This is a genomic window from Roseovarius sp. MBR-154, assembly GCF_053628595.1.
The window spans coordinates 51,557-63,400 of the sequence record NZ_JBRJGR010000011.1; the positions used below are offsets into that span (position 1 = coordinate 51,557).

The following is an 11,844-nucleotide window of genomic DNA, read 5'->3' on the forward strand; positions in this document are numbered from 1 at the left end:
CGACAGGACAAGCCCGCCACCTTCTACGCCGCATCGAAGGTCAGGCAGACAAGGGCAGATTTTTGGTAAGGCGGCAGGCACCGGACATGACCCTCACGTTTCTTCTGAACGGAGAGTGCGTGGATGCGGGGGACATCCCCCCGACCACGACCCTGCTTGATTGGCTGCGCGAGGCGCGCGGCCTGACCGGCACCAAGGAGGGCTGCAACGAGGGCGATTGCGGCGCCTGCACGGTGATCGTCAGCGACGAGACCGGCGCGCGCCCGCTCAACGCCTGCATTCTCTTCCTGCCGCAGCTGCAGGGCAAGGCCGTGCGCACCGTCGAAGGGATCGGCGGACCGGACGGCGCGCTGCACCCGGTGCAACAGGCGATGATCGACCATCACGGTTCGCAATGCGGCTTTTGCACGCCGGGCGTCATCGCGTCGATGGCCTGCGCGCACATGAATGGCGAGGCCGATCACGACCGCGTGCTTGCCGGCAATCTCTGCCGCTGCACCGGCTATGCCCCCATCCTGCGCGCCGCCCGAGCGGCTGAAGATGCGCCGGTGCCGGACTGGATGCGTGACAATCCCAGTTTCTTTTTGGCAGAAATACTCTCGGGGGGGCCCGAAGGGCGGGGGGCAGACAGCCCCCCTAAGTCTTGGCAGCCAAGAACCACGGATGAGTTGGCAGGGCTCTTTGCCGCTCATCCGCAGGCCACGTTGATTGCCGGGGCGACGGATGTGGGGCTGTGGGTCACCAAGCAGTTGCGCGATCTGGAGATGCCGATCTTCCTGAACGGCTGTGCCGATCTGCAGGCGGTCGAGGTGACCGACACCGAGATCCGCCTTGGTGCCGGTTTGACCATCGCCCGGTTGATGGAGGTGATTTCCCCCTATCATGCCTCCTATGCAGCGATGCTGCGGCGCTATGGCTCGGACCAGGTGCGCGCAGCGGCGACGCTCGGGGGCAATATCGCCAATGGTTCGCCCATCGGCGACAACGCGCCCGCGCTCATTGCTCTAAGGGCCACGCTGCATCTGCGCCACGGCGACACCCGCCGCGCGATGCCGCTGGCGGAGTTCTTTCTGGACTACGGCAAACAGGACCGCGCGTCGGGAGAATTTGTCGAGGCGGTAAGCGTCCCGCGCCAGCCCGACCGGCTGCGCTGCTACAAGATTTCCAAGCGCTTCGATCAGGACATTTCCGCCGTTCTGGGCTGTTTCAACATCATGATCGAGGACGGCCACGTGCGCGCCGCGCGCATCGGTTTCGGCGGCATGGCGGGCATTCCCAAGCGCGCTGCCCATGTCGAGGCGGCGCTCTTGGGGCAGCCCTGGACGGAGGCGACCATCGCCGCCACGCAGGACGCCTGGGCCGAGGATTTCGCTCCGCTGTCGGATATGCGCGCCTCTGCCGACTATCGCCTGAATGTCGCGCGCAATCTGCTGACGCGGTATTTCCTTGAGGATCAGGGGGCTGCTACATCGGTTCTGGAGGTGCGGGCATGACCGTCTCCAAGCCGCTGCCGCATGACGCCGCCCGCCTGCATGTGACGGGCGCGGCGCGTTATGTCGATGACATCCCCACTCCGCGCGGAACGCTCCACCTCGCCTTTGGCCTCAGCGGAATCGCCTGTGGCCGGGTGACGGGCATGGACCTTGCAGCCGTGCGCGCCTGCGCCGGTGTCGTGGCGGTGCTGACCGCCGCCGATCTGCCGAATGACGCCGATTGCTCGCCCTCCGCCCATGACGAACCGCTGCTTTGCACCGGCGATGTGCAGTACCACGGCCAGCCGCTCTTCCTGGTGATTGCCGATAGTCACCTTGCCGCCCGCCGCGCGGCGCGGCGCGCGATGGTCACATACGAGGAAGCCACGCCGACCCTCACCATCGACGAGGCCCTCGCCGCCGACAGCCGTTTCGAGGACGGCCCGCGCATCTACGCCAAAGGCGATGCCGCAGCCGCCATCACCGCCGCGCCGCATCGGGTCAAAGGGGCCATCGAGATCGGCGGGCAGGAGCATTTCTATCTCGAAGGGCAGGCTGCCGTCGCCCTGCCGCAGGAGGGGGGCGACATGGTGGTCCATGCCTCGACCCAGCATCCGACGGAGGTGCAGCACAAGGTGGCCGATGCTATCGGGCGACCGATGCATGCCGTGCGGGTCGAGACCCGGCGCATGGGTGGCGGATTTGGTGGTAAGGAAAGTCAGGCCAATGCGCTCGCCGTCGCCTGTGCCGTGGCAGCGATGGCGACGGGGTGGCCCTGCAAGATGCGTTATGACCGCGACGACGACATGGTGATCACCGGCAAGCGGCACGAGTTCCGCATCACCTATCGCGCGGGATTCGACGGCGAGGGTAGGCTCACGGGCGTGGAGTTCGTCCATTACGCGCGCTGCGGCTGGAGCCAGGACCTGTCGCTGCCGGTGGCCGACCGCGCGATGCTGCATGCCGACAACGCCTATCACCTGCCTGCCGTGCGGATCGAGAGCCACCGGCTGCGCACCAACACCGCCTCGGCCACCGCCTTTCGCGGCTTTGGCGGGCCGCAGGGGATGCTGGGGATCGAGCGGGTGATGGATCACGTGGCGCATGAGCTGGGGCTTGACCCGCTCACCGTGCGGCAGAGGAATTACTACACGGCAGCCGGTGAAGCGGGGCTGTCTGCCCCCCGCGCTGCGCGCCGCTCCGAGGATAGTTCCGGCCAGAAGAAACAGCACACGCCCTATGGGCAGGCGGTGGAGGATTTCATCCTGCACGAGATGACCGACGCGCTGGTCGAGACCTCCGCCTATCACGCCCGGCGCGCGGCGGTGGCGGAGTGGAACGCGCGCAATCCGGTGCTCAGGCGCGGCATCGCGCTCAGCCCGGTGAAGTTCGGGATTTCCTTCACGCTCAGCCATCTCAATCAGGCGGGGGCGCTGGTGCATGTCTATCAGGACGGCTCGGTGCAGCTCAATCACGGCGGCACCGAGATGGGGCAGGGCCTGTTTCAGAAGGTGGCGCAGGTGGCCGCCGCGCGTTTCGGCCTGCCGCTCGAGGCGGTGCGGATCACCGCCACCGATACCGGCAAGGTGCCCAATACCTCGGCCACGGCGGCAAGCTCTGGCAGTGATCTCAACGGCATGGCGGTGCGGGTGGCTTGTGACACCATACGGCAGCGGATGGCAAAATTCCTGGCGCAGTATCATCAAGAGGCGCCCGAGGCCGTCACGTTCGAGGGCGGCACGGTACGCGTGGGCGCGCAGGAGATCAGTTTCGCACAGGCTGCGCGGCTGTGTTACGAGCACCGCGTCAGCCTGTCCTCGACCGGGTTCTACAAGACGCCCAAGCTGGCCTGGGACCGGATCAAGGGGCAGGGGCGCCCGTTCTATTATTTCGCCTATGGCGCGGCGGTGACCGAGGTGGTGCTGGATACGCTGACCGGCGAGAACCGAATCCTGCGCGCTGATATCGTGCATGATTGCGGCACCTCGCTAAACCCCGCGCTCGATATCGGGCAGATCGAGGGTGGCTATATGCAGGGCGCGGGCTGGCTGACGGTGGAGGAACTGGTCTGGGACAAGGCCGGGCGGCTGCGCACCCATGCACCCTCGACCTACAAGATCCCGGCCTGCTCGGACCGGCCCGAGGTGTTCAAAGTGACGCTCTGGGACGGGCAGAACCGCGAGGAGACGATCTATCGCTCCAAGGCCGTCGGCGAGCCCCCCTTGATGCTGGGCATCTCGGCCTTTCTGGCGCTGTCGGATGCGGTGGCGTCCTGCGGCACGCGCTACCCGGCGCTCGACGCTCCCGCCACGCCCGAGCGGCTCTTGCAGGCGGTGGAGAGGGCGCGCGCATGAGTTTCGATCTCGATGGCCTGCGCACGGCGGTTTCGCGCCATGGCCGCGTGACCCGGGTGGTGATCGCGGCCACCCGTGGCTCGGCCCCGCGCGAGGTCGGGGCGGCGATGCTGGTCTGGCAGGGAGGGCAATCGGGCACGGTGGGGGGCGGGGCACTGGAGTATGAATTGGCGGGCGCTGCACGTGCTCAGGCGGCACCCACGCGCTTGAGCCGCCACGCGCTCGGCCCCGATATGGGACAATGCTGTGGCGGCGCGGTCGAGGTGGTGAGCGAGGTCTACGATGTCGTGCGCCTGGCCGGGTTGGAGGGCCTCGATGTCATCGCGCGCCCCGTTACAGGTGATGTGGCGGGGGTGTGCGCCGCCCCGCTCGCGGTGCGGCGCAGGCTGGCGCGGGCGCGGGACCGGGGCGAGTTGCCTGCGCCGCAGTTGATCGAGGGCTGGATGGTCGAGCCGGTGCGCCCGCGCGCCGCCCCGCTCTGGATCTGGGGGGCGGGGCATGTCGGGCGCGCACTTGCCGCCACGCTCGGCCCGTTGCCGGATTTCCGGATCACCTGGGCAGATACCGAACTGGCGCGATTTCCGGCTGTGGTGCCGGAAGGTGTCACGGGATGGCCCGCGCCCAATCTGCCCGCGCTTGTTGTGCATGCGCCACGCGATGCGCATCACCTGATCGTCACCTATTCGCATGCGCTCGACCTGGCGCTCTGTCACGCGCTCTTGAAGCACGGTTTCGCCTCTTGCGGGCTGATCGGATCGGCCACCAAATGGGCCCGGTTCCGCAAGCGTCTGGCGGCGTTGGGCCATGGACCTGCCGAAATCGCGCGCATCGACTGTCCGATCGGCGACCCGAACCTTGGCAAACACCCGCAGGCCATTGCCGTCGGCACCGCGACTGCGTTACTGAAGACGCGACAAGCACCCGCCGCCCGCCATCAGGGGACAACCGCGTGACGACGCCGCTGCTCAGTATTTCGGGCCTGACCAAGGCCTATCCCGGTGTCGTCGCCAATGACGCCGTGTCCTTCGACATTCTGGAGGGCGAGGTGCACGCGCTCTTGGGTGAAAACGGCGCGGGCAAATCGACGCTGGTCAAGATGATCTACGGCCTTGTAAAGCCCGACAGCGGCGCGATGTCCCTGCATGGCGCGCCCTATGCCCCGCCCGATCCGCATGCGGCGCGCAAGGCGGGCGTGGCGATGGTGTTTCAGCATTTCTCGCTTTTCGAGGCGATGAGCGTGGCCGAGAACGTGGCGCTCGGCATGGAAGAGCCGCCGCGCCTGCGCGACCTTGCGACCCGCATAAGGGAGGTGTCGGAAACCTATGGCCTGCCGCTCGATCCCGGTCGCATCGTCGGCGATCTGTCGGCGGGCGAGCGGCAGCGGGTCGAGATCATCCGCTGCCTGTTGCAGGATCCGCGCCTGTTGATCATGGACGAGCCCACCTCGGTGCTGACCCCGCAGGAGGTGAAGATCCTGTTCCAGACCCTGCGCAAGCTGAGCGGCGAAGGTGTGGCGATCCTCTACATCTCGCACAAGCTGGAGGAAATCCGCAGCCTTTGTGATCAGGCGACGATCCTGCGGCAGGGGCGGAACGTGGGCACTTGCCTGCCGCGCGAGACCTCGGCACGCGAAATGGCCGAGATGATGGTCGGGTCGAGCTTTGCCGCGCCGGAACGCGCGCCGCGCGCGCCGGGGGCGGTGGCGCTCGACATCACCGGGCTCTCGGTGGCCTCGCCCTCGGCCTATGGCACCGCGCTCAAGGATATTCACCTGACGGTGCAGGCGGGTGAGATAGTAGGCCTTGGCGGGGTTGCGGGGAACGGGCAGGACGAATTGCTGGCGGCGCTCTCGGGTGAAATCCTGAGCAACGCCGAGGCGATCCGGCTCCATGGAACTCCCATCGGTCGACTGGGACCGACGGCGCGGCGCAGGATGGGCCTTCTGGCCGCGCCCGAGGAGCGGCTGGGCCATGCCGCCGCGCCGGATATGAGCCTGACGGAAAACGCGTATCTCACGGGGGCGCAGCGCGAGGGGCTGACCGCGCGCGGCTTTATCCGCTGGGGTGCTGCGCGGGCCTTCGCGAGTGCCGTCATCGAGCGGTTCGATGTGCGCACGCCGGGGCCCGATGTGGCTGCGCGGGCGCTGTCGGGCGGCAACCTGCAGAAATTCGTCATTGGGCGCGAAGTGCTGCAACGCCCCGAGGTCTTGGTGGTCAATCAGCCCACATGGGGCGTCGACGCCGCCGCCGCCGCAGCGATCCGGCAGGCGCTGCTCGATCTGGCAGCAAATGGGGCGGCGATCCTCTGCATCAGCCAGGATCTCGACGAGTTGATGGAAATCTCCGATCGGTTCGGCGCGCTGAACGAGGGGCGCCTGTCGGAGATCCGGCCCGCGCAGGACCTGAATGTGGAAGAAATCGGCCTGATGATGGGTGGCGCGCATGGCATGGAGGCGGCGCATGTCTGAGCCGTCGGATTTGAGTATTTTTGCCATAAAGAAACCAAGCGGTGCGTCATGCTGAAGCTGGAAAAGCGCCCACAGCCCTCGCGCCTCTGGACATGGGTGACACCGATTCTGGCGGTGGTTATCACCATGGTGGCGGGGGGCGCGCTGTTTGCGGCACTTGGCAAGGATCCGGTCGAGGCGATCGCCACGATTTTCTGGCAGCCGCTCTTTGGCGAGTTCGCGTTTTATTACCGCCCGCAGCTTCTGATCAAGGGCGCGCCGCTGATCCTGATTGCCATTGGCCTCAGCCTCGGGTTTCGGGCTGGGATCTGGAATATCGGGGCCGAGGGGCAGTATATCGTCGGGGCGCTCACGGGCGCGGGGGTGGGGCTTGCGTTTTACCCCACTGAGAGCGTTCTGATCTTTCCGCTGATGGTGCTGGCCGGGGCGCTTGGCGGCTGGGTCTGGGCGATGATCCCGGCGGTGTTGAAATTGCGTTTCGGCACCAACGAGATTCTGGTGTCGCTGATGCTGGTCTATGTGGCCGAGCAGTTGCTGGCGGCCATGGCCCTCGGGCCGATGAAGAACCCCGAGGGCATGGGCTTTCCCGGCTCGCGCAACCTGCGGCAATACGACAGCGCGCATAATGCCGAACTGATCACCGGAACCGGCATGCATTGGGGGGTTGTGGCGGCCTTCATCGCGGTGATCTTTGCCTATGTGCTGCTGACCCGGCACTCCTTGGGCTATCACATTCGCCTGACCGGGCAGGCCCCGCGCGCGGCACGTTTTGCCGGGGTGCGGCCGGCGCGGCTGGTGCTGGTGTGTCTTGGCACCGCCGGAGCGCTCGCGGGTCTGGCGGGGCTATTCGAGGTCTCGGGGCCTGCGGGCCAAGTGAGCATCGACTTCAACGTGGGCTATGGGTTTACCGCGATCATCGTCGCCTTTCTCGGGCGGTTGCATCCCTTGGGGATCCTGCTGGCGGGGCTCTTGATGGCGCTGACCTATATCGGCGGCGAGATCGCGCAATCCAACATGGGCCTGCCTGCGGCCGCGATTCAGCTTTTTCAGGGTATGCTGCTGTTTTTCTTGTTGGCGGTGGATGTGCTGACGAATTATCGCATCCGCCTCGTATCGAGGGAGGTGGCATGATGGATATGGGCTCGATCAGCCCGGAGCTGCTTCTGGCCTCGCTGATGGTCGCGGCGACGCCGATCCTGCTCGCCGCCCTGGGAGAGTTGGTGGTGGAGCGCGCGGGCGTGCTCAATCTCGGGGTCGAGGGGATGATGATCACCGGGGCGATCTGCGGCTTTGCCGTGGCGGTCAATTCCGGCTCGCCTGTCTTCGGCTTTGTCGCTGCGGCGGGGGGCGGCGCGGTGCTGGCGCTCCTGTTCGCCTTGCTCACGCAAGTGGCGCTCGCCAATCAGGTGGCAAGCGGTCTGGCGCTGACGCTCTTCGGCCTGGGCCTGTCGTCGCTGCTGGGGCAGGGCTATGTCGGGATCAAGCCGCCGCCCGTGGCCAAGCTGGATGTCCCCCTGCTCGGCGACATTCCGTTTCTGGGCCGGGTTCTCTTTTCGCATGACCTGATGGTCTATCTCGGACTCGCGCTGGTGGGGCTCATCTGGTGGATGCTCAGGTACAGCCGGGCCGGGCTGATCCTGCGCGCCGTGGGCGAGAACCACGACGCGGCCCATGCGCTTGGCTACAAGGTGGTGCGCATCCGGGTCGCGGCGATCCTATTCGGCGGGGCCTGCGCGGGGCTGGGCGGGGCCTATATCAGCCTCATTCGCGTGCCGCAGTGGACCGAAGGCATGACGGCGGGTGCCGGCTGGATCGCGCTCGCCTTGGTGGTCTTCGCCTCGTGGAAGGCAGGCCGGGTTCTGCTCGGGGCGTGGCTCTTTGGTGGGGTCACGGTGCTGCAGCTCAACCTTCAGGCGGCGGGCTTTGCCATCCCGGTCGAATACCTTTCCATGTCGCCCTACTTGATCACTATCCTAGTGCTGGTCATCATGGCAGGCGACAAATCCCGCGCGCCCGCCTCACTGGGCCGCATCTTTCACGCTTCGCAATAACACCATGACAGGGAGATACGCATGAAACTCACGCATCTTTTGACCTCGGCCGCGCTTGCGCTCGGCCTTGCGACCACGGCCGTGGCGCAGGACAAGACCAAGGTCGGCTTTATCTATGTCGGTCCCATCGGCGATGGCGGCTGGACCTATGAGCATGACAAGGCGCGGCTGGCCGTCGAGGACCACTTTGGCGATCAGGTCGAGACCGTCTATCAGGAAAGCGTGCCCGAAGGTGCGGATGCCGAACGTGCGATCACGCAGATGGCGTTGCAGGGCGCGGATCTCATCTTTACCACCTCTTTTGGCTTCATGGAGCCGACGGTGGCCGTCGCCGAGAAGTTCCCGAATGTGAAATTCGAGCACGCCACCGGTTACAAGACTCTGCCCAACCTCTCCACCTATTCGGCGCGATTCTATGAGGGGCGCGCGGTGCAGGGCCATATCGCGGGCAAGATGACCAAGTCGAACATCGTGGGCTACATCGCCTCGTTCCCGATCCCTGAGGTCATTCGCGGCATCAATTCGGCCTATCTCCACGCCAAGAAGGTCAACCCCGATGTCGAGTTCAAGATCATCTGGGCCTATACGTGGTTCGATCCCGCGAAAGAGGCGGATGCCGCGACTGCGCTGATCGAGCAGGGGGCCGACGTGATCCTGCAGCATACCGACTCGACCGCACCGCAGGCGGCGGCGGAAAAGGCCGGCAACGTGATCACCTTTGGGCAGGCGTCCGACATGGCGGAATACAAGCCCCTGCCGCGGGTCAGCTCGATCATCGACAACTGGGCACCCTATTACATCGCCCGCACGCAGGCGGTGATCGACGGCACATGGGAGAGCCAGCAGGTCTGGCAGGGCATCGACAAGGGCATGGTCGAGATCGGCGAGATCACCGATGCGGTGCCTGCGGATGTCAAGGAGGAGGCGCTCGCGCTCAAGCAGGCGATGGCGGCGGGCGAGTATCACCCCTTCACCGGCCCGATCAACCGGCAGGACGGCAGCGCCTGGCTGGCCGAGGGTGAGGTCGCGGATGACGGCACGCTGCTGGGGATGGATTTCTACGTCGAGGGGATCAGCGGTCAGATCCCGAACTGAGACGTATCCAATCCATACCTCAGACTGGGGCCCCGCCTCTTCCGGCGGGGCTTCATCGCCTCAATTCACCCGCTTTTCCAGCACCAGGAACGTCATCATCCCCATCGGCGGCAGGTCACGGCGGGTGACCACGTGCAGGCGCGGGTCTTGCAGGACGGTGTCGATCTCGAAATCCGAATGCCAGCCCAGCACCCGCTCCAGCGGGGCGGCGGCGCGGGCGAGACCGGCCCAGACACCGCGTTCGTGGCGGAAATGGTTGGTGATCACCACCTGCCCGCCGGGACGCAGGACGCGGGCGATCTCGGTCATCACCTGTTCGGGTTCGGGCACAACCGACAGCACATGCATGGCGGCCACGGTATCAAAGCTGTCATCGGGGAAATCGAGGTCGCGCGCATCCATCTGCCGCAGCGCCTCGACATGTTTCAGACCGCGCCGCGCGACGCGCCTACGGGCCTTGCGCAGCATATCCTCGCTGTAGTCAAAGCCGGTCACCTGCACGTCCCGATCATACGCCTCGAGCGAGAGCCCGGTGCCGACGCCCACTTCGAGCACGCGCCCCCCGCGCGCGTTGATATGGCGCACCGCCTCGCGCCGCCCGGCATGGGTGATCCGGCCAAAGGTCGCGTCATAAACAGGCGCCCATCGGGCGTAGGTGTTCTTCACCGCGTCAAGGTCCATCGCTCACCTCTCTGCAACACTCATCCAGACCGGTCCTTCGGATACCAGATCAAGGCCGCCCAGATGACGACCGCGACATAGGTCAGGCACATGACGATCAACGCGGCCCATGTGAAGATCACGAGTGCGGCGGCGACGCAGGCAAAGCCCAATAGGAAAAATTTGACGTTCTCGCGTGAAATTTTGGTGCGCTTGAAGGACCAGACCGGCACCGGCGAGATCATCAGCAGGCCGACGCCCGCCATGTATATCCCGACAAGGATCGACGGCGGATGCGGCAGGCCTGGCACCGCGAAGGTCACGAACATCGGCAGCATCGCCAAGAGCGCGCCGGCGGGCGAGGGCAGCCCGTCGAAATAGGCACCTGATCCGCCCTTGGCGCCCTCTTCCCGGGCACTGACATTGAAACGGGCGAGCCGCATCACGCAGCAGATTGCAAAGAACAGCACCGCAATCCAGCCAGCGTGGCGTGCGTCCTGCAGGCCCCAGTAATAGATCACCAGCGGGGCCGCCACGCCGAAATTGATGAAATCCGCCAGGGAATCAAGCTCTGCCCCCATCGCCGAGGTGCTGCGCAAGAGCCGCGCCAGACGCCCGTCGAGCCCGTCAAGCACCCCAGCGATCAGCAGAAGCTGCACCGCGCGCACATAGTCGCCCTGGACGCCCATGCGGATTGCCGTGACACCCGCGCATATCGCCGCCACGGTCAGCATGTTGGGCAGCAATTGCGCCAGCGTGACCTCTTTGCGGGGATGTTTGCGCGGCGGCTTGGTCATCGATTGAGCTCCGCCATGACGGTTTCACCGGCCACCATGGTCTGCCCCACCCGCACTTGCGGTGCCACCCCATCGGGCAGGTACACATCGAGCCGCGACCCGAACCGGATCAGCCCGAAGCGTTCGCCGCGCGACAGCGTGCTGCCTTTGTCCACGAAACAGACGATGCGCCGCGCCACCAGCCCGGCGATCTGTACCACCGGCAACAGGCGGCCACCCTCCATCTCGATCACGATGCCGTTGCGCTCGTTATCCGCACTCGCCTTGTCGAGCGAGGCATTGAGGAACTTGCCGGGGCGATAGGCGACCGCATGGACCTTGCCCGCCGCCGGGGCGCGGTTCACGTGACAGTTGAAGACGTTCATGAACACGCTCACCCGCGTCAGGGGCGTGTCGGGCAGGCCCAACTCGGCGGGTGGCACGGCGGGCTCGATCAGCGACACGATGCCGTCCGCCGGGCTGACGATCAGGCCGGGGCGCTGCGGGGTCACGCGCTCGGGGTCGCGAAAGAAGTAATAGCACCAGACGGTCAGGCCCACGCCCATCCATCCCAGCACATCCCAGAGCATGAACAGGACCAGTGTGATCGCCGCGAAGATCGCCAGGAATTTGCGCCCCTCGGGGTGCATCGGCTTGATGAAGGTCTCGTGCATCTTCATGCGGGCGGGCTCCTTGGGCGCGGTCACTCCCGCAAGCGCCTAAGGCCCTTGGCGCAAAGATGCAAGGCCGGGGCAGGGGCCATCGGGCCCGCGCAGTCAGGTTCAGCCCGTCTTGGTGGCCTTTGCCTTGAGCCGCGCGATGAGCTCTTCCTTGGAGGGCCGCTTGCCGAACGGGTTCTTTTGCGACCCGGGCGCGTTGTGTTCCTTGTGACGCGGGGAATTGCTGCCTTTCTTCGGCGAGCCTGCTGCCTTGTAATCCATGAGTTTTGCCCTTTCGGCTTTGCGCCAC

11 protein-coding genes are annotated in these 11,844 nt (G+C 66.0%); 7 read left to right on the forward strand and 4 right to left on the reverse strand.

Annotated elements, in window-relative coordinates:
- Nucleotides 1-86 precede the first annotated feature (86 nt).
- Genes xdhA through ACSSV4_RS14165 form a run of 7 tightly spaced genes read left to right on the forward strand, consistent with a single transcriptional unit; the run spans nt 87 to nt 9,439 of the window.
- Nucleotides 87-1,493 (forward strand): xanthine dehydrogenase small subunit, encoded by a 1,407-nt coding sequence (xdhA, locus tag ACSSV4_RS14135; RefSeq protein WP_454275774.1) that lies wholly within the window; start codon nt 87-89, stop codon nt 1,491-1,493.
- A complete protein-coding gene (gene xdhB / locus ACSSV4_RS14140) occupies nt 1,490-3,826 on the forward strand; it encodes a xanthine dehydrogenase molybdopterin binding subunit (protein WP_454275775.1) in 2,337 nt (778 codons plus the stop codon). The genes xdhA and xdhB overlap by 4 nt, the downstream gene beginning before the upstream one ends.
- Nucleotides 3,823-4,779 carry a xanthine dehydrogenase accessory protein XdhC gene (xdhC, locus tag ACSSV4_RS14145; RefSeq protein WP_454275776.1) on the forward strand — a complete coding sequence of 319 codons (957 nt, stop codon included), beginning with the start codon at nt 3,823-3,825 and terminating at the stop codon, nt 4,777-4,779. Before xdhB ends, xdhC begins: the two co-directional genes overlap by 4 nt.
- Nucleotides 4,776-6,293 (forward strand): ABC transporter ATP-binding protein, encoded by a 1,518-nt coding sequence (locus ACSSV4_RS14150; protein WP_454275777.1) that lies wholly within the window; start codon nt 4,776-4,778, stop codon nt 6,291-6,293. Before xdhC ends, ACSSV4_RS14150 begins: the two co-directional genes overlap by 4 nt.
- Before the next feature lie 48 nt (nt 6,294-6,341).
- Nucleotides 6,342-7,424: an ABC transporter permease gene (locus ACSSV4_RS14155; RefSeq protein ID WP_454275778.1), complete on the forward strand. Its 1,083-nt coding sequence runs from the start codon at nt 6,342-6,344 to the stop codon at nt 7,422-7,424.
- The gene (locus tag ACSSV4_RS14160) at nt 7,424-8,344 is read left to right on the forward strand and encodes an ABC transporter permease (RefSeq protein ID WP_454275855.1); all 921 of its coding nucleotides are present in this window, start codon (nt 7,424-7,426) and stop codon (nt 8,342-8,344) included. Before ACSSV4_RS14155 ends, ACSSV4_RS14160 begins: the two co-directional genes overlap by 1 nt.
- A gap of 21 nt (nt 8,345-8,365) precedes the next feature.
- Nucleotides 8,366-9,439: a BMP family ABC transporter substrate-binding protein gene (locus ACSSV4_RS14165; protein WP_454275779.1), complete on the forward strand. Its 1,074-nt coding sequence runs from the start codon at nt 8,366-8,368 to the stop codon at nt 9,437-9,439.
- Between the two features lie 60 nt (nt 9,440-9,499).
- Here the strand turns inward: ACSSV4_RS14165 and ACSSV4_RS14170 are convergent, their stop codons facing one another.
- The 4 genes from ACSSV4_RS14170 to ACSSV4_RS14185 all read right to left on the reverse strand — a co-directional run bounded on the left by ACSSV4_RS14170 (nt 9,500) and on the right by ACSSV4_RS14185 (nt 11,816).
- Complete coding sequence (locus ACSSV4_RS14170; RefSeq protein WP_454275780.1) at nt 9,500-10,120, reverse strand: class I SAM-dependent methyltransferase; 621 nt, start codon at nt 10,118-10,120, stop codon at nt 9,500-9,502.
- Between the two features lie 20 nt (nt 10,121-10,140).
- Nucleotides 10,141-10,896: a CDP-alcohol phosphatidyltransferase family protein gene (locus tag ACSSV4_RS14175; protein ID WP_454275781.1), complete on the reverse strand. Its 756-nt coding sequence runs from the start codon at nt 10,894-10,896 to the stop codon at nt 10,141-10,143.
- Nucleotides 10,893-11,555: a phosphatidylserine decarboxylase gene (locus ACSSV4_RS14180; RefSeq protein WP_454275782.1), complete on the reverse strand. Its 663-nt coding sequence runs from the start codon at nt 11,553-11,555 to the stop codon at nt 10,893-10,895. Before ACSSV4_RS14180 ends, ACSSV4_RS14175 begins: the two co-directional genes overlap by 4 nt.
- Nucleotides 11,556-11,657: 102 nt before the next feature.
- Nucleotides 11,658-11,816, reverse strand: a complete 159-nt coding sequence (locus tag ACSSV4_RS14185) for a hypothetical protein (RefSeq protein ID WP_454275783.1) — start codon at nt 11,814-11,816, stop codon at nt 11,658-11,660.
- Nucleotides 11,817-11,844 lie beyond the last annotated feature (28 nt).